Genomic DNA, 17666 nt, shown 5'->3' with positions numbered 1-17666 from the left:
GTCACAGGCTTCGAAGAAACTTAAATTTTCCGCGACATCTCATGGATGAGAAGATGCCCAATGGGCTCCCGATTCACGAATTCCGCCTCGACGTGTTTGAGAACATGGCGCTGCCCAGCGAACGGCACCATCTCCATGGCCTCTGCAAATGACACCCACTGAAATTCGCTGTGTTCATCGTTGATAGAAACTGTCTGCTCGGCATTCACAACGCCGACGAAGACGGGCAGCATGCTGATGGCATTGCGATCAGCCTCATAAAATTGCTCGCAGATATCTGCGGAATAGAGAAAGTCGCAGATCAGGCCCGTCTCTTCACGGACCTCTCGCAACGCGGTTTCCCAGGCCTTCTCGCCGTCCTCGATGCCGCCGGCCACTTGGCACCACTCACCAACCAGCGTGTGATTTCGGCGTAAAAGCAGCACCTCATACCCAGCCGTTCTTTTGCGGATGACGACGACCGATACACCAAAACAACGGATTGGAATTTCGGCCACTCGCCCTCTCCTCCAAAATGATCCTTTGCGTCGTCGGTTGGCATAACAGGAAATTCCGCAACGCGCATAACGTCCGCTTCCGGCGCAAACCGGAAGCACGGATTGCCCAATGAAAGTCTGCTCCGGGGCCGGGAGCCGACCGGCGGCTCCTAGGACGCCCAACGCGAAAGCGGATATTTGGGTACTCGGCGCCAAGGGCTGGCATTGGCCCATGGCTGCCGTCCCCGCGATACAAGCTAGTCAGAAGCTGGACATCAGTCGAGCCGTCGCTGAGCCGTTGCACAACGCGCATGGAAGCATAATCTTGGGTAATGTCTGATGTGAGTCGGCTGTACTGCGCGAGGTCCCGCAATGGCTTACGAGGCCCCCAAAAAACCATTGTTCCGCAAACTCGACAACTATCTGCTGCATGTAAGCGATCTTGAGCAAGCCATATCCTTTATCGGGATCGGCTCGGCCATTCCCTCATCTGGCGGAATGCTGAATCCGCCGGCTTCGCGTTGCCTGAAACTGACGCAGAGCTAGTGGTTCATCTTCGTATTGGTCCAGAGACCGATATTCTCGTTGATGACGCAGACGCGGCATTTCAAGAACTTTTGGCAGCGGGCGCAAAGGCAGTGGAACCGCCCTTCGACATCGCGATCGGGCGATGTGCTCGTGTTTGTGATCCTTTCGGCAACGTGCTTGTAATATTGGATCAATCGAAGGGAACTTTCACTACGGACAAGGAGCAAAATGTTGTCGGCGTGGGGCCTACTCGTTATCCAACCTGACCGTCGACCTCCCACCAGTCACGGACTCTGTGTAACCTAAGCGGACCGGCAGCTTTCAGGAAATCGGCAGGTCGGCTTGAATGGCCGAAATTGGACGCAAAGCGGTCAATACCGCCGGCCCCTTTGCTGCCGTTCGAGGTCGATCCGAGGAACTTGCCGTATGTGCTAGAATGCGGCCCGAAGGCGGAATGCGACCGACGCACTGCGAGGGGCAGTCTGATCGTACCGGAATTCGCGCGACCGAGAGCCGACGTTGTGCTGTTGAAAGGGGAGACGAGGACGATGCCGACACCACAGCAACCCAGTCTGATAGTTCGACAGAAATCCCCACCGAACATCGAGTTTCCGTTTGCGTCGCTCTCCGATTGGCTTATCCCAACCGAGCAGTTCTTCGTGCGAAACCATTTCCCGTCGCCGGAACTCGATGCGCAAGACTGGAGATTGCGCGTTGGCGGGGCGGTGGAGCGGCCGATCGAACTTGACCTCGACAGCATCAAGGCGATGCGAAGCACGACTTTCACCGCCGTCGTCGAGTGTGCAGGGAATGGGCGCGTCTACTATGTGCCGCCGAGGGAGGGGTTACAGTGGCAGAACGGAGCCGTCGGCAATGCCGCCTGGACAGGTGTTCTTCTGCGCGAGATTTTGGAAATGGCGGGCGTCAAGCGAACCGCATGTGAGGTTCTGCTAGCAGGCGCCGACTGCGGCGTCGTCGACACGAACAAGAAAACGGCTTCTCCCGGCCCCATCGCTTTTGCGCGCAGTTTACCGCTTGAGAAGGCCATGGCTGACAGCACGATCCTTGCCTATTCGATGAACGAGGAGCCGTTGACGCGCGATCACGGCTACCCGCTACGCGCGGTCGTGGGTGGCTGGTTCGGCATGGCTTGGGTCAAGTGGATCACTGACATCACGGTTGTGGAGCAACCGTTCCTTGGCTACTGGCAGGCGCGCGACTATTTCCGTTGGGAGCGCAACCTCGGGGAACCCAGGCTGGTCCCCCTTTCGGAGATGGAGGTCAAAGCGCAGATCGCGCGTCCCGTACAGGGGGCGCGTCTCATTGCCGGCCAACCGTACCGGATTTTCGGAGCCGCCTGGAGCGGAGAGGTTGCTATCCGGCAGGTGCAGGTCTGCACCGGAGATGGCAAGGGCTGGCGCGAGGGAAGGCTCCTCGAAACAGAACGTCCCTTTGCATGGCGCTTGTGGGAGTACATGTGGACCCCTGAAGAAGTAGGGCGATATATCCTGCGATGTCGCGCGATCGATTGGGCCGGGTGCGTGCAGCCCGACCTCCAGCGTTCCGACTGCGAGAGCTACGCGGCCAATTGGATCGTTCCGGTGGAGGTTACGGTCGTTCCCCAGCCACAGACGTACGAGGAGGAATTCGTGATCTAATCACCCGCATAGGGCGGAATGGCGGCTTTTGGCGCAACTGCGACCCGCGTTGTCACTGGGTCGCGTCCGCTTTGCGGCAACAGCGACGGGTGGCTCGATGACCATTATGCTGGCGAAAACCGGAAGCACTGATGCCGTCATTGGCTCGAAGCACTCACGGATTTGTCATTGACCATGTTGCGACGAAGCGGTCGGGGATCGTTGGCTGCGGCGCTCTACAAATGAACAGTCCAAGTCGCTTGGGCAGCAGGCAGCTCCGAGCCTATAGATTTCTATTGGGACGGTCCCGTGTTATGATCGCGGCCCTGGCGTCGTCCGCCGTGGGTTCTGCACACGGAGACCTGTCTAATGAGCGAAGTAGACGTCCTTTTTGCCTCCCTGCGACAGGCGGCCGACCCGCAGGCGGTTGAGTGCATCGAGAACGTCGTGATGCATGGCTCGGACCGCGAGCTCAATCGCATCAATGCGCTCGCCTTTGCCGATAAGCACCATCTCGATGAAGAGAAAACCATCGCCGCGTTTCTCCATGCAGCCCGCATAGGCGCATTCGAGATGACCTGGAATGTTCTTTGCCCAGGCTGCGGCGGCGTCCTTGACAGCGGCGCAACCCTCAAAACCGTCGTCCACGAGACGTACCATTGCGCGCTCTGCGCGGCCGGATACGAGCCGACCCTCGACGAGATGGTCGAGGTCACGTTCACGGTCAGCCCGCGCGTGCGCAGGATTGCCGCCCATGACCCAGATCGGTTGCCGCCGCTCGAGTACTACCGCCAGATCTTCTTCAGCTCCGGGGTCGACCTGCCAGAGGACCTGGAGGCGAGGTTTTCGCGCATCCAGCTGGAGATGATCGAGTTGGCTCCGGGCGAGAAGGCCTTTGTCTCCCTGCAACTGCCGGCGCAGTTCGTGATCATCTTCGACGCGGTTACACACTCGGCGCAGTTCATCGACGTGCAGGGCGAGCCCACAGACGAACGTCAAACCCTCTCGATGATCATCAGTCGGACGCATGCGCTGAACGAAACGCTGACCCTGCGTCCGGGCTCACTACGGCTCACCCTCGAGAACCACACCGATCGCAGGGTGGTGCCGAATGTCTGCATCGCAGGGGACGAGCTGCACGACCTCTTGGGCCGCAGGCGGCCTTTTCTGACAGCCAAGCGTCTGCTGACCAACCAGAGTTTTCGGGACATCTATCGGACCGACACGCTCGACGTCGACCAGCGCCTAAAGATCACCAGTCTGACCTTCCTCTTCACCGACTTGAGGGGATCGACCGCGCTTTACGAGCGCGTCGGAGATCTTGCCGCTTTCGATCTGGTGCGAGCGCATTTCCGGGTTCTTCACGAGATCGTCGCCACAGAGGCCGGAGCGGTCGTCAAGACCATAGGCGATGCCGTGATGGCGACCTTTCCGAGCCCGGACCGCGCGGTGGCGGCGGCACTCAGGATGCGCGAGGCGATGCTTCGGTTAAATGCCGAACACGGCAGCGACGATCTTCTCCTGAAGATCGGCATCCATGAGGGGCCATGCCTCGCCGTCAACCTGAACGACCGGCAGGACTATTTCGGCCAAACCGTCAATATCGCCTCCCGCGTCCAGGGCCTTGCCGATCCCAATGTGATCATGACGACGGAGGTGATCGTTGGGGATGCCCAGGTTTCAGAGATCCTCCGCGACAGCGGCATCACTTCGGCCTCCCGAATGGCGGAGCTTCAGGGCATCGGGCGGGAAGTGAGGATTTTTGCGCTGTCGTGAGCTTGGTATCCTCTTCGACTTTAAGCCAACTTGAGCGGCTTCGGCTCGGAGACTTGCGATGCCGGGAGCGGAGGCCGTCCACCACATCAGGTCAAAATGACCACCAAGGAAGGAGAGCTGCCCTTCCCGAGCGATGGATCGAGGGAGCATGCGCAGGCCTGTTTCAGGCGGACAACAAGAAGGATGCTGAGGTCAGTTCGCTAGCGGCCCTGGGCGCGGTTATGGGCTTGGGTCCAGAGGTTACAGTCGGGCCTACCGGTGCCAGCTTAAGAATCCCTCCCAAGGGCGCCAAAAAGGCAGCAAACGACGCCGAGTAGAAATCGTTCCTTCACGCCGGGCCAACGACTGCTTGTGGGGGCGCATTGCAGTCCAGCGCCGGCTTGGGATTCCATGTCAGCATGATTTGCGATTCAAGCCCGACAAATTCCAGCTCTAACCAATAAGCCCCGAGCCTAAGGCCAATCCGCATAGCCCGAGGACAGCATGCTGTTTTCCGAGCCGGCCGACGCGCGGGCGATTTCGCGGTAGCCGGCGGGCGAAAGGCCGGTCTTGCGCTTGAAGAAGTGGCTGAAATAGGTCGGATCGCGAAAGCCGAGGCTGTCGGAGATTTCCTGGATATTGCGGGCTGATCGTTCCAATCTCAGCTTTGCCTCCTGCACCACGCGCTCGTGCAGGAGCTGGATCGGCGAGCGGCCGAGCGCCCTTTGGCAGATGGAATGCAGACGGTCGGCCGTGACTCCCAATTCTGCGGCATAATCGCTGATCGGCCGGTGCTGGCGGAAACCGGCTTCGACCAGTTGCCGATATCTCTGCAGGATCGATCCCACTTCACCCTGCCCGCGTTGCTCGCTTCTCTCGCCATCGGACCCGCGCCACAGTGCCATCAGGATGAGCCTGATATAGGCGGATGCGACCATCCAGGAGGAGCGGGAGGGATCGCCCAGTTCCCGCACGAAGCCGGAGATCAGCGGGCTGATTTCGGCCACTGCTGAGGGATCCAGTGCCTCGACCAGCTTGCGCTGCTCGGTGAAGATGCGCAGCGAATAGGATTCCACCTTGTCGCCGATCGCATCGACCATGATCTGCGGCGAAGCGCCGACCAGATGAGCCGCGGTTCCGGCTGATATCGACAGGTCGCACCGCGCCTGCGGCGGCAGGAAGGCAAGCAGCGGTCCGTGCAGCGGCCGATCTTCGCCATGGTCGAAATGAAGCTCCCCGCTCCCCTCGCCGAGCAGAAGGAAATGGTGGAAATCGGCATAGAGTCCTTTTTGAAAACGGATGCGCCGGTGCGACAGCGACGGAGCGTGCCACTCGCCCCTGGCATAATGATGAATCCCCCCGTCCGTAGCCAACGCTTCTCCTCCATTCCCGCCTCAAACAATGCTGATATCACCGGATAATTACAATAATAACCCAATAAATCGCATTCCATCCGCGCCAGATCGGCGTAACCTTTTCTCCATCAGCCTTTGGGAGGAGGCTCTTCAACAGATGCAGGAACGGTCAGGCAGCCCTCGTGGCGCCGCGTCCGCTCGTTTTCTCCCATGGCAACAACACAAACCGGTATTGGCGCCAACACGTGGCGCCAATACGGGACGAATGGGTGGAACAGTGTTTTCGGCAAAGCTGATGATCAACAACGAGGCGATGGATGCTTCCGAAGGGGCCACCTTCGAACGCATCGATCCGTTGACCGGCGACGTCGCAACGATCGCCTCGGCAGGATCCGTCGCCGACATGACAAGGGCAGCCAATGCAGCAGCAGCCGCCTTTCCTGACTGGTCGCAGACCGGCCCGGGCGAACGGCGCAGGCTCCTGAATGCCGCAGCCGACGTCCTGGAAGCGCGCACACCCGAACTTATTGCAGCCATGACCGGCGAAACCGGCGCCACCGCGCAATGGGCGGCGATCAATTGCGGGCTCGGCGCGGATATTCTTCGCGAGGCGGCAGCGATGACCACGCAAATATCCGGCGAGCTCATTCCTTCAGGCATTCCGGGAAGCCTTGCCATGGCGGTCCGCCAGCCGGCAGGCGTCTGCGTCGGCATTGCCCCCTGGAATGCACCTATTATCCTCGGCACCCGCGCCGTCGCCATGCCGCTTGCCTGCGGCAACACCGTCGTCCTCAAGGCTTCCGAACTCTGCCCGAAAACCCATGGCCTGATCGGCGACGTCCTGCGTGACGCCGGCTTTCCGCGCGGCGTCGTCAATGTCGTTTCCAATGCGCCGAGCGATGCCGCCGCCGTCGTCGATACGCTGATCGCCCATCCGGCCGTCCGCCGCATCAACTTCACCGGCTCCACCCGTGTCGGCAGGATCATTGCCGAATCCGCGGCAAGGCATCTCAAGCGCTGCCTGCTCGAACTCGGCGGCAAGGCGCCGTTCATCGTCCTTGCCGACGCCGATATCGACGAAGCCGTGCGTGCCGCCGCCTTCGGCGCCTTCATGAACCAGGGCCAGATCTGCATGTCGACCGAGCGGATCATCCTCATGGACGAGATCGCCGACGGCTTCGTCGGCAAGTTCCGGACGAAAGCCGCAACCCTCATCGCCGGCAATCCCAAGGACGGCAACACGCCGCTCGGCACGCTGATCAACACCGAAGCCGTCCGCCGCGTCCGGTCGCTCGTCGATGATGCCCTGCAGAAGGGCGCAGTCCTCGTCTGCGGCGGCGAGGCCCACGGCACGCTGATGGATGCGACCGTCATCGATCATGTGACGCCTGCCATGCGCATCTACCGCGAGGAGAGCTTTGGGCCGGTGGCGGCGATCGTCCGGGTCGGCAGCGTCGACGAGGCCGTGACGGTTGCCAACGACAATGAATACGGGCTGTCGGCCGCCGTTTTCAGCGCCGACGTCAATGCCGCACTTGCCGTCGCCATGCGGCTTGAATCCGGCATCTGCCACATCAACGAAGCCACCGTTTCCGACGAGCCGCAAATGCCCTTCGGCGGCGTCAAATCAAGCGGCTACGGCCGCTTCGGCGGCAAGGCGGCGATCGATGAATTCACCGAGCTCAGATGGATCACCATGGCATCGGGGACACGGCACTACCCGATCTGAATTGAGATCGGCCGATATGAACACTGGGACTGGGCTGGGAGGCCCGCATCAAGAGGGAGGAATGAATTCATGAACGGCACTTTCCGCAGCGGAAAATTCAACGCGGCATCGCTGAGCCGCCGGTCTTTCATCGCATCGACCGTGGCGGGCGGCGCGGCGCTGGCCCTTTCCGGCCGCACGGCTTTTGCTCAGAGCAGCGACACGCTGAAGGTCGGCTTCATCAGCCCGCGCACCGGCCCTCTCGGCGGCTTCGGCGAGACGGACGGCTATGTGCTGGAACTGGCGCGCAAGGCGCTGGCGAACGGCCTGCAGGCGGGCGGCAAGACCTGGAAGGTTGACATTCTCGACCAGGACACCCAATCCGATCCCTCGCGCGCCGGCCAGCTTGCGAAGGACCTGATCAACAACCAGGCGATCGACCTGATGCTCGCCGTCTCGACGCCCGAAACCATCAATCCGGTGGCCGATGCCTGCGAAGCCGCCGGCATTCCCTGCCTCTCGACGGTCATGCCCTGGGAAGCCTGGTATTTCGGCCGCGGCGCCAAGCCGGGCGCACCCTCGCCGTTCAAATGGACCTATCATTTCGGCTTCGGCGTCGAAGAGTTTCACAAGGCCTATGTTTCGCAGTGGAACCTGATCGAGACCAACAAGAAGGTCGGCGTCATGTATCCCAACGACGCCGACGGCAATGCGATCCGCGCCCATCTGGCGCCGGCGCTCGCCAAGGAGGGATTCACCATCGTCGATCCCGGCGCCTATGAAACCGGAACCACCGACTTTACCGCGCAGATCGCTCTCTTCAGACAGGAAGGCGTGGAGATCTTCAATTCGTTCCCGATACCGCCCGACTTCGCCGCCTTCTGGCGTCAGGCCGCACAGCAGGGCCTCACCCAGCAGATCAAGATCTGCCAGATCGCCAAGACGGGCCTGTTTCCCTCCGACATCGAGGCGCTTGGCGACATCGGCCTGAACATCGGCAGCGCCGCCTACTGGCACAAGGCCTTCCCCTACAAATCGACGCTGACAGGCGTATCGGGAACCGAACTCGCCGACGGCTACGAGACAGCAAGCAGCAAGCAGTGGACGCAGCAGCTCGGCGCCAGCCTTGCACTTCTCGACGCCGGCTTCGATGCGCTGAAGGCCAGCACCGACGTCAAGAGCAAGGAGGCCGTCGCCAAGGCGCTCAGCACGCTGAAGACCACCACCATCGCCGGCAAGGTCGACTTCACCAGCGGCCCCGTCGCCAACGTCTCTCCCGGGCCGATCATCGGCACGCAGTGGGTGAAAGCGCCGGAGGGCTCGAAATTCGCGCTCGACTACGTCGTCACCGAAAACGCCACCGACCCCAATGTCCCGGTCGGCGCCAAGCTCACCGCTTACAATGGATAACCAAGTGCAGCGACAGGAAGCGCAAAGACGGCCGGGGGGAGCCTTTCTCTCGGCCAAGGGAATCCACAAGCGGTTCGGCGCGCTGGTGGTGCTGGAGAATCTGGATTTTTCCATGGGCAATGGCGAGGCGGTCGGCATTGTCGGGCCGAACGGCGCCGGCAAGACGACCCTGCTCAGCGTGCTCGCCGGCGCTTTCCCGCCGAATGAGGGAAGCATCACCTTTGATGGCGCCGACGTCACCAACCGGACGGCGGCGGAACGCTGCCGCTCCGGCCTCGTCCGGACCCATCAGATTCCCAAGCCCTTCGGCGGCATGACGACTTTTGAGAATGTTTTCGTCGCCGCATCGCACGGCAATGCCGCAAGCCGCGACGAGGCCTATGAGCGCGTGGTGGACTCGCTTTCGCTTTGCGGCATACTTGAAGTCGCCAACCGCCCCGCCGACACGCTCGGCCTGCTGGACCGCAAGCGGCTGGAGCTTGCCCGTGCGCTTGCCACGCAGCCGAGGCTATTGCTGCTCGACGAGATCGGCGGCGGCCTGACCGATGGCGAGGCGAGCGAGCTCGTCGAAACCATTCTCGAATTGCGCCGCCGCGGCATCGGCATCGTCTGGATCGAGCATATCGTTCATATCCTGCTGCAGGTGGCGGAACGGCTGATCTGCATGGACGCCGGCAGGATCATCGCCGATGGCGAACCGAAAATGGTCATGAGCAATGCGGAGGTGGTCAAGGCCTATCTCGGAGGGACACCCGCATGAGCCTTCTCTCCATCCGCGACCTCGACGTCCGCCACGGCCTGCTCCAGGCGGTGCGCGGGGTCAGTTTCGATCTTGCCAAGGGCGAGGTACTGGCGCTGGTCGGCGCAAATGGCGCGGGCAAGACGACGCTGCTCAGATCGATCGCCGGCGCTCATCTGCCATCCTCCGGCCGCGTCCTCCTCAACGACGAAGATCTGGCCGCCGTTCCGTCCCACAAGCGGATCGCCAAGGGCATCGCCCTGGTGCCGGAAGGCCGGCGCCTGTTTTCACAGATGACGGTGGAGGAAAACCTGCTTCTCGGAAAGAGCTCCGGACGCAAGGGCGAGTGGAGCATCGACCGCGTCCTCGACGCCTTTCCGAACCTGAAACCCCGCCGTCACGCCAAGACAGGGCATCTTTCGGGCGGGGAGCAGCAGGCGACCGCCATCGGCCGGGCGCTGATGAGCAATCCCGATATTCTTCTTCTGGACGAGGTCTCGCTCGGGCTTTCGCCTCTGGTCGTCGATCGCGTCTATGCCCAGCTGCAGGCGCTGCTCACCTCGGGAACGACCATCGTGCTCGTCGAACAGGATCTCGCCCGCGCCATGAGTGTAGCCAGCCGTGTCATCTGCATGCTGGAAGGGCGCATCGTCCTCGACCGGCCGGCGGCGGCCGTCACGCGCGAGCACGTCACCCAAGCCTATTTCGGATTGCACCGGGCAGCCGGCGAAAGGAGCGCATCGTGATCAACACCCTGCTCCAGGGCATCCTGCTCGGCGGTTACTACGCCGTCATCGCCTGCGGCCTGTCCTTCATGTTCTCGGTCATGCGGATCATCAATCTCGCGCATGGCAGCCTGGCGGTCGCAGCCGCCTACGGGCTGTGGCTGCTCGCCGCCAAAGCCGGCATTCCGCCTTTCTACGGCCTGCTGATCGTGCTGCCGGTCATGGCGGCCGTCGGCTGGCTGCTGCAGCGCTTCATTCTGGAGCGCAGCGCCCGCGGCGGCACGCTCCTGCCGATCCTGACGACCTTCGGCCTGTCGATCGTCATCGACAACCTGCTGTTCGAGCAGTTCGGCGCCGACACAAGGTCGCTCGCGCCCTTCATCGGCAACCTGTCCTATGCATCCTGGCAACTGCCGGGCCACATCTTCGTCGGCAAGCTTGCCGTCCTGATGATGGTGACGGCAGTCCTTATTCTCGGCGGGCTGCAGTTCTTCCTGAGCCGCTTTGCCCTTGGCCGCGCCATCCGCGCCACGGCAGAAGATCCCGATACGGCAGGGCTGGTCGGCATCGACGCCCGCAGGGTCAACGCCGTCGCCACTGCGATCACGATGGTCACGGTCGGGATCGCCGGTGCCTTTCTCGGGATGCGGGCAACCTTCAGCCCCTATGCCGGCGGTCCGCAGCTGCTCTTCGCCTTCGAGGCGGCCGTCATCGGCGGAGCGGGATCACTATGGGGTACGCTTGCCGGCGGCATCGTTCTCGGCCTTGCCCAATCGCTCGGCGCGCAATTGCATCCGCAAGGCTTCCTGATCGGCGGCCATGCCGTGTTCCTGCTGGTGCTTTTCATTCGGCTGTCCGGGTTCGGCATGCCGGTTCTCGACAAATTTGGCGCCTCCCTGCGCGCCCGTCTCCGGAGCCCGACATGAGCCCCAACGCGACCCCCAGCACGACCTTTGCCTCCAACGGAATATCGATAGAGCGCTGGACGACATCGTCGCGGGTGGCGCTCGGCTGCATGGCCGCGGTGCTCGTCCTGCTGATGTTTGCCCCCACTGTCCTCGGTGCCGGCGCGATCGACCGGATGACGGCCCTGTTCATCTACGTGATCCTTGCCGCCATGTGGAATGCGCTTGCCGGTTTCGGCGGGCTCGTCTCGGTCGGCCAGCAAGTGTTCTTCGGCCTCGGCGCCTATTTCACCATCCGGCTTGCCGATGCGGGGCTCAATCCCTTCGTCGCGCTGTTTGCCGCCGCGATCGTCACCGGCGCGCTGTCGATCCCGCTTTCGCTGTTCATGCTGCGCCTGAAGGGCGGCGAGTTCGCAATCGGCATGTGGGTCGTCGCCACACTCGCCCATCTGCTCGTCAACCTTGATGGGCTGATCCAGGGGGAAACGGGAACCTCGCTGATCTCGCTCAACGTCTATGACAGCGGCACACGGCGGGCGACGATCTACTGGCTCGCATTGACGGCCATGGCCGCCCTGCTCGGCGCTCTCTTCATCCTGATGCGCAGCCGCGCGGGTGCCGCCATGCAGGCAATCCGCGACAATGAGGAGGCGGCGATCTCGGTCGGCGTGCGGGTGATCGCAACCAAGCGACTGCTCTTCGTGCTTGCCGCCTTCGGCATCGCGGTCGCCGGCGGCCTGTGGCTGGCGACCGCCACGACCTTCCAGCCGAAGACCTATTTCAGCGTCCAGTGGACGGCCTACATGATCTTCATGGTGCTGGTCGGCGGGATCGGCAAGTTCGAAGGCGCCATCCTCGGCGCCATCCTGTTCTTCGTGATCGAGACCTTCTTCGGTTCAGCCGGCGTCTGGTACCTGATCGGCCTCGGCGCCACCGCCGTGATCTTCTCGCTCTATCTGCCGCGCGGCCTTTGGGGCGAAATCGAGCGCCGCTTCGACTTTCAACTTCTGCCCGTCGGCTATCGGCTGAAATTGCCCGGTCCGCATAAAATCAAATGGGAAGAATGAGCCGGCTTATTTCCGGACTCTCTTGCGAAAGGTGACGTTCATGCTTTTTGGTAAAACAATCCTGTTGACCGGCGTCGCTTCCGGCATCGGCGCCCGCACGGCGGAGCTGGCCGGTCAGATGGGCGCCGAGGTCATCGGCGTGGATGTGCGCGAACCGATGGGTGGAAGCGCCGCCTTCATCAAGGGCGATCTGTCCACGGCATCAGGCGTTGCCGAGATCGTCGCGCAGCTTCCGGTGCGCCTCGACGCGCTCGCCAATGTCGCCGGCCTTTCCGGCAGCACCGGTATCGCCTCGACGCTCGCCGTCAATTTCTATGGCCTTCGCGCCCTGTCCGAAGCCGTGGCACCCCGCCTTCGCGAAGGCGGCGCCGTCGTCAACGTCGCCTCGATCGCCGGCTATGGCTGGCGCGCCAATCTCGAGCGGGCAAAATCCTTGACCGCCATCGATGGCTTCCCCGAAGTGGCGGCGGTTGTCGCCGAACACGGCCTCAAGGATGAGGAAGGCTACCCGCTCTCCAAGGAGCTGCTGCTGCTCTGGACCATGCGCGCCGCCCATCAGGCACTGTTTAAAAACCACGGCATCCGGGTCAATGCGGTGAGCCCCGGGCCGGTGGAAACGCCGATCCTCAAGCAGTTCCGCGCCGTGCTCGGCGATGCCAGGGTTGACAGCGACATTACCCGCGTCGGCCGAGCCGGCACCGCCGCCGATATCGCGCCAGCCGTGCTCTTCCTCTGCTCGGATGGCGCCCGCTGGATCAATGGCGCCAATCTTGCCGTCGACGGCGGCCTCGAAGCTTCCATCAACGCCGAAGTCCTCGGCTTCTAGTTCTTGTCCCAAGGAGACCTCCGATGAATATTTCCCTCCTCATCAACGGCGCAGACCGCGCGGCCTCCGGCGGCCGGACCTACGATCGCATCGACCCCTTCACCGAGAAGCTCGCCAGCCGCGCCGCCGCGGCAAGCCTGGACGATGCTGCCGCGGCCGTTAATGCCGCTGCCGCCGCCTTCGGCGCCTGGTCGAAGACCGGCCCCGGGCAGCGCCGCGCCATCCTAATGAAGGCTGCCGATATCATGGATTCGAAGGTCGGCGAGTTTACCCAGCTGATGATCGAGGAGACCGGCGCAACCGCGCCCTGGGCCGGTTTCAATGTCATGCTCGCCGCCAACATTCTGCGCGAGGCCGGCGCCATGACGACGCAAATCACAGGGGAAATCATCCCTTCCGACAAACCCGGCACGCTCGCCATGGGTGTTCGCCAGGCCGCTGGCGTCTGCCTGGCGATCGCCCCGTGGAACGCGCCGGTCATCCTCGCCACCCGCGCCATCGCCATGCCGATCGCCTGCGGCAATACCGTCGTCCTCAAGGCCTCGGAACAATGCCCCGGCACGCACCGGCTGATTGCCACAGTGCTGACCGAAGCGGGCCTGCCGGCCGGCGTCATCAACGTCCTCACCAACGCACCGGAGGATGCGCCCGAGATTGTCGCGGCGCTGATTGCCCATCCGGCCGTCAAGCGCGTGAACTTCACCGGATCGACCAAGGTCGGCAAGATCATCGCCGAGACCTGCGGCAAACATCTCAAACCCGCCCTCCTCGAACTCGGAGGCAAGGCGCCGCTTGTAATCCTTGACGACGCCGATATCGACGGTGCCGTCAATGCCGCTATTTTCGGGGCCTTCATGCATCAGGGGCAGATCTGCATGTCGACGGAGCGGATCATCGTCGACGAGACGATCGCCGATCAGTTCGTCGCCAAACTGGCCGCCCGCGCCAGCCAGCTGCCGGCCGGTGACCCGCGTGGCCACGTCGTTCTCGGCTCACTGATCAGCCTCGACGCCGCGAAGAAAATGGAGGAACTGATTGCCGATGCGACTGCCAAGGGTGCAAAACTCGTGGCCGGCGGCAAGCGCTCGGGCACCGTGGTCGAGGCGACGCTGCTCGATTATGTCACGCCCGAGATGCGTGTCTATGCGGAAGAATCCTTCGGCCCGGTGAAGCCGATCATTCGCGTTACCAGTGAGGAAGAAGCGATCCGCATCGCCAACGACACCGAATACGGCCTGTCCTCCGCCGTCTTCAGCCGCAATGTCCAGCGGGCAATGGCGGTTGCGTCGCGGATCGAATCCGGCATCTGCCACATCAATGGCCCGACGGTGAACGACGAGGCGCAAATGCCCTTCGGCGGCGTCAAGGGCAGCGGCTACGGCCGCTTCGGCGGCAAGGCGGCAATCGCCGAATTCACCGACCTGCGCTGGATCACGGTCGAGGATTCCGCTCAGCACTATCCCTTCTGAGCAGGTTTTACAGTCATCACCGTGCCACGACGCCACTGCGGTCGTGGCACGGCCTATGCTCAGACCGGCGAAAGAGATTTCGCACCGCGCTCAGGAAAATGCTTCAGCGCTTCGATATGGCGTGGGCGGCACCCGCTACCTCGATCGATACGCGTTCAGCTCTCCAGCCATTGGGCGATAAGCTTGGCTGCCGCCCGCTTGGGTTCCAGCCGGTGACCTGCATTTCACAGATACTGCCGAACCTGCTGCGAGCTGACTATGTTCGAAGCCTCGACAAACCCCACACTCGCATCATCTCTACTGGAGCTGAGATTTCTACCGGGATCACGTAGGGGTCTCCAGATCGTAGCGCCGTGACGCTCTTGCGCTTCTTGATCGGAAGCCCGTGGCCCATGTTGCTGACCGAATAGAGGGCCACCTTCAGCTCGCCTGTGACCTTCCACGACTGCAACATGCCCCAGGGTTTATTCTCCAAACGGCCGCTATTTTCTGCAATGCCTTGGACTTCGAGCCACTGGGCAACACACGCGAGTGCATTGACGGGCCTGACCACCCGGTCTTCCGTGCCCTGCCAGATGGTTATCGCGGGCCATGACTTGGCTTCTGGCGAAATCTCAGCGATGGCTCTTCCCCATCCGCCTGGCGGCGGCGTCGCACCTGACTTCATTGCGCGCATGGCGGACATCGCGTCGCGGGCAGATCCGAATGGCATGCCGGCGATGATCGCGGCGCCTGCAAACAATGAGGGATAGTTCGCAACAAGTGCGCCCGTCATTGCCCCGCCGGCGGACAGCCCCGCGACGAAGATCCTCGAACGGTCGATGCGATGTCGCTCGCATATGTGTTCGACCATCTGCTTGATTGAACGCACCTCTCCGCGGTCTCGGGCGACGGCGCTTGGTCGAAACCAGTTGAAGCAGTTTTGCGAATTGTTTCTTCTCGTCTGCTGCGGATAAAGAAGAACGAAACCGCGGTCTCTCGCGAGCTTGGAGAAGCCCGCCGCGACATCCAGGCTTTCGGGAGTCTGACCGCAGCCATGAAGCAAGACGACAAGTGCAGGGTTCTTCGGCAGCCGTGTCGTCGGGACGAAGGATTTCATCACCAAGCGGCCCGGATTGCTTCCAAACGCGGTTGTCTCGACCAAAATCGGTTTCGCCGGACGGGATGTGGAGGTTGTGCGTTTCGGTTTGGTTCGAGTCGCTTCGACAGCTTTCCCAATCAGCTTGCCGATTTTCTTTTGGACTCTGAGGGCCTTCACCAGCGATCTGCCGAAACTGAACTTCATACGTCAAGGTCCTCAACCTGCGATAGGAGCATTTGCAGACCTGGCTGCGGGGCGTCGCGCCCGCGTACTGCTCGGTTCGCGGATCTCGAGGTGTCCTTTTGGAATGCCCCATCGGCGGCTGCGGCTGCCGGTTCAATCCACTGGTAGGGGAACCACGCGGGACCATCGTTGTTCCCTAGACCTTGGCTTTCCCGCCAGCGTCGCTAGAACAAAGGAACTTGGTCGTCACACAGACGATGTTTTCATCAAGCCACTGCGCCATTGCCTTCTTCTTCAGCACGATTGGAGGGGAGCGCTGGTGGCGCGGTAACTGCCGGCGTCGACGATAGCCAGCAGCGATTTGAAGGCCGCCGATCCGCAGTTCTCGAAAGCGATTTCGCGAATGAGACCTTCGCCGGAAGACGGTGCCCCGGCTCGGGGCGTACGTGATGAGCGAGATCGCGTCGGTGCATACCTGCAGTAGTCAAGTTGTCCGCGTTCCACGCCGGATTCGCGTTGGCCTTATGCCGCGACGCGGCTATGGTTAGCATGAGAGATTTTTGCGAACTATTATTCCTACGCCGGTGGCGGTGGAGACTGGCCAGCGAACAAGGCAGACATGTCTATCCAACGTACGAGTTTTTATGTCCTGCTAGCGCTGGTGACGATCGCGTTCATCTGGCTGCTTATCCCCTATTACGCAGCGGTTTTCTGGGCAGTGATCCTTGCTATCATCTTCTTTCCAGTGAACATGCGACTGGCGCATTTGCTGGGAGGCCGCCGAGGCATCGCTGCCCTGCTGACGGTGTTGATGTGCATCGGTCTCGTCATCGTGCCGGCATTGATTATCCTCATTTCTCTTATCCAGGAAGGCACCAGTCTTTACCAACGGATAAGCAGCAACGAAATCGACCTCAATGACTATCTGGTCCGGATTCAGAATGCCTTGCCCGGCTTCGTCGACAACTGGCTGAACTCATTGAAACTTGGCGGCTTTGCGGAACTTCGCGCTAACATCTCCTCAGGCGCAGTACAGGCAAGCCGGTCGGTCGCCGGCAGCCTGCTGAGTTTTGGCCAAAACACGCTGCAATTCTTCGTCAGCTTCGGGATCATGCTTTATCTGCTTTTCTTCCTCTTCCGGGATGGCGCTGACCTCGGCCGGACGATCCGAGATGCAATCCCTCTCAACGACGACTATACCCGACAGTTTCGCGACAAGTTTTCCGCGGTCGTTCGGGCAACGGTCAAGGGGAATATCATCATTGCTATGATCCAAGGAACGATCGGCGGCGTGGCATTCTGGGCTCTGGGAGTCGAGGCCGCCCTGTTGTGGGGCGTGACCATGGCGTTCACGTCAATGCTGCCCGCAATTGGAGCAGCACTTGTATGGGTTCCAGCCGCCATCTGGCTAGTCCTCACGGGTGCCTGGTTGAAAGCATCGATCCTGGTCCTCATCGGCGTATTTGTTATAGGGCTAATCGATAACCTGCTGCGTCCGCCACTGGTGGGTCAGGGGACGCGGCTGCCCGACTATGTGGTGTTGATCTCGACGGTGGGCGGTATCTCCTTGTTCGGCATCAATGGTTTCGTCATTGGCCCCCTGATTGCCGCCTTGTTTATCGCGGCATGGTCGCTTTTCGCGGAACAGCAGAGCGCTGAAATAGCAAAGTCCAAGGATATAGAATGACAGTTCCACAGGTTCCCGGCACTTTGGGACGGGAGTGACAACGCGCAGGAGGTCGTAGAGCTCGCGAGCCTGTGTGATAGATGTGGTGGCTCGGCTAATGCCGATGCCCTGACTC

At 61.7% G+C, this 17666-nt stretch carries 15 protein-coding genes; 12 read left to right on the top strand and 3 right to left on the bottom strand.

Features of this window, described 5'->3' with window-relative positions:
* Window positions 1-20: 20 nt before the first annotated feature.
* Window positions 21-497, bottom strand: coding sequence for an NUDIX hydrolase (locus G9X64_RS14985; RefSeq protein WP_171376828.1), 477 nt, complete (start codon window positions 495-497; stop codon window positions 21-23).
* 351 nt (window positions 498-848) lie between these two features.
* Here G9X64_RS14985 and G9X64_RS14980 point away from each other — a divergent pair, with 351 nt between their 5' ends.
* The 3 genes from G9X64_RS14980 (at window position 849) to G9X64_RS14965 (ending at window position 4417) form a co-directional block, all read left to right on the top strand.
* A complete protein-coding gene (locus G9X64_RS14980) occupies window positions 849-1022 on the top strand; it encodes a hypothetical protein (protein WP_171376827.1) in 174 nt (57 codons plus the stop codon).
* 530 nt (window positions 1023-1552) lie between these two features.
* Window positions 1553-2662, top strand: a complete 1110-nt coding sequence (locus G9X64_RS14970) for a sulfite oxidase (protein WP_246270957.1) — start codon at window positions 1553-1555, stop codon at window positions 2660-2662.
* A gap of 348 nt (window positions 2663-3010) precedes the next feature.
* A complete protein-coding gene (locus G9X64_RS14965; protein WP_171376825.1) occupies window positions 3011-4417 on the top strand; it encodes an adenylate/guanylate cyclase domain-containing protein in 1407 nt (468 codons plus the stop codon).
* A 452-nt stretch (window positions 4418-4869) separates the two neighbouring features.
* On the opposite strand, the gene G9X64_RS14960 is transcribed toward G9X64_RS14965, so the two are convergent.
* Entirely contained in the window at window positions 4870-5769 is a 900-nt protein-coding gene (locus G9X64_RS14960; RefSeq protein ID WP_171376824.1) for a helix-turn-helix transcriptional regulator, read from the bottom strand.
* Between the two features lie 247 nt (window positions 5770-6016).
* Between G9X64_RS14960 and G9X64_RS14955 the strand changes: the two genes are divergently transcribed.
* The 8 genes from G9X64_RS14955 to G9X64_RS14920 all read left to right on the top strand — a co-directional run bounded on the left by G9X64_RS14955 (window position 6017) and on the right by G9X64_RS14920 (window position 14600).
* Entirely contained in the window at window positions 6017-7480 is a 1464-nt protein-coding gene (locus tag G9X64_RS14955; protein ID WP_171376823.1) for an aldehyde dehydrogenase, read from the top strand.
* 69 nt (window positions 7481-7549) lie between these two features.
* The gene (locus tag G9X64_RS14950) at window positions 7550-8869 is read left to right on the top strand and encodes an ABC transporter substrate-binding protein (RefSeq protein WP_171376822.1); all 1320 of its coding nucleotides are present in this window, start codon (window positions 7550-7552) and stop codon (window positions 8867-8869) included.
* Window positions 8870-8873: 4 nt separating this feature from the next.
* Entirely contained in the window at window positions 8874-9629 is a 756-nt protein-coding gene (locus G9X64_RS14945) for an ABC transporter ATP-binding protein (RefSeq protein ID WP_171376821.1), read from the top strand.
* Window positions 9626-10354 (top strand): ABC transporter ATP-binding protein, encoded by a 729-nt coding sequence (locus G9X64_RS14940; RefSeq protein ID WP_168288522.1) that lies wholly within the window; start codon window positions 9626-9628, stop codon window positions 10352-10354. Before G9X64_RS14945 ends, G9X64_RS14940 begins: the two co-directional genes overlap by 4 nt.
* A complete protein-coding gene (locus G9X64_RS14935) occupies window positions 10351-11259 on the top strand; it encodes a branched-chain amino acid ABC transporter permease (protein WP_168313520.1) in 909 nt (302 codons plus the stop codon). Before G9X64_RS14940 ends, G9X64_RS14935 begins: the two co-directional genes overlap by 4 nt.
* On the top strand, window positions 11256-12305 hold the full coding sequence (locus G9X64_RS14930; protein ID WP_168313521.1) for a branched-chain amino acid ABC transporter permease: 1050 nt from the start codon (window positions 11256-11258) through the stop codon (window positions 12303-12305). Before G9X64_RS14935 ends, G9X64_RS14930 begins: the two co-directional genes overlap by 4 nt.
* Window positions 12306-12345: 40 nt before the next feature.
* A complete protein-coding gene (locus tag G9X64_RS14925; RefSeq protein WP_171376820.1) occupies window positions 12346-13131 on the top strand; it encodes a coniferyl-alcohol dehydrogenase in 786 nt (261 codons plus the stop codon).
* Between the two features lie 23 nt (window positions 13132-13154).
* Complete coding sequence (locus G9X64_RS14920; protein ID WP_171376819.1) at window positions 13155-14600, top strand: aldehyde dehydrogenase; 1446 nt, start codon at window positions 13155-13157, stop codon at window positions 14598-14600.
* A gap of 256 nt (window positions 14601-14856) precedes the next feature.
* Here G9X64_RS14920 and G9X64_RS14915 read toward each other — a convergent pair whose 3' ends face one another.
* On the bottom strand, window positions 14857-15885 hold the full coding sequence (locus tag G9X64_RS14915) for an extracellular catalytic domain type 1 short-chain-length polyhydroxyalkanoate depolymerase (protein ID WP_168313524.1): 1029 nt from the start codon (window positions 15883-15885) through the stop codon (window positions 14857-14859).
* A 598-nt stretch (window positions 15886-16483) separates the two neighbouring features.
* On the opposite strand from G9X64_RS14915, the gene G9X64_RS14910 reads away from it, so the two are divergent.
* Window positions 16484-17551: an AI-2E family transporter gene (locus G9X64_RS14910; RefSeq protein ID WP_168313525.1), complete on the top strand. Its 1068-nt coding sequence runs from the start codon at window positions 16484-16486 to the stop codon at window positions 17549-17551.
* The last annotated feature ends 115 nt before the right edge of the window (window positions 17552-17666 follow it).

It is taken from the genome of Rhizobium sophorae (assembly GCF_013087515.1).
Lineage (GTDB): Bacteria > Pseudomonadota > Alphaproteobacteria > Rhizobiales > Rhizobiaceae > Rhizobium > Rhizobium sophorae.
The sequence above is the reverse complement of the archived record's forward strand: the minus strand, read 5'-3'. Positions and strand labels throughout refer to the sequence as shown.

Excerpts from the sequence above, each read along its gene's own strand:
- G9X64_RS14980 (WP_171376827.1), top strand. The coding sequence starts at position 849 with ATGGCTTACGAGGCCCCCAAAAAACCATTGTTCCGCAAACTCGACAAC.
- G9X64_RS14970 (WP_246270957.1), top strand. The coding sequence starts at position 1,553 with ATGCCGACACCACAGCAACCCAGTCTGATAGTTCGACAGAAATCCCCA.
- G9X64_RS14965 (WP_171376825.1), top strand. The coding sequence starts at position 3,011 with ATGAGCGAAGTAGACGTCCTTTTTGCCTCCCTGCGACAGGCGGCCGAC.
- G9X64_RS14955 (WP_171376823.1), top strand. The coding sequence starts at position 6,017 with ATGGGTGGAACAGTGTTTTCGGCAAAGCTGATGATCAACAACGAGGCG.
- G9X64_RS14950 (WP_171376822.1), top strand. The coding sequence starts at position 7,550 with ATGAACGGCACTTTCCGCAGCGGAAAATTCAACGCGGCATCGCTGAGC.
- G9X64_RS14940 (WP_168288522.1), top strand. The coding sequence starts at position 9,626 with ATGAGCCTTCTCTCCATCCGCGACCTCGACGTCCGCCACGGCCTGCTC.
- G9X64_RS14930 (WP_168313521.1), top strand. The coding sequence starts at position 11,256 with ATGAGCCCCAACGCGACCCCCAGCACGACCTTTGCCTCCAACGGAATA.
- G9X64_RS14925 (WP_171376820.1), top strand. The coding sequence starts at position 12,346 with ATGCTTTTTGGTAAAACAATCCTGTTGACCGGCGTCGCTTCCGGCATC.
- G9X64_RS14920 (WP_171376819.1), top strand. The coding sequence starts at position 13,155 with ATGAATATTTCCCTCCTCATCAACGGCGCAGACCGCGCGGCCTCCGGC.
- G9X64_RS14915 (WP_168313524.1), bottom strand. The coding sequence starts at position 15,885 with ATGAAGTTCAGTTTCGGCAGATCGCTGGTGAAGGCCCTCAGAGTCCAA.
- G9X64_RS14910 (WP_168313525.1), top strand. The coding sequence starts at position 16,484 with ATGTCTATCCAACGTACGAGTTTTTATGTCCTGCTAGCGCTGGTGACG.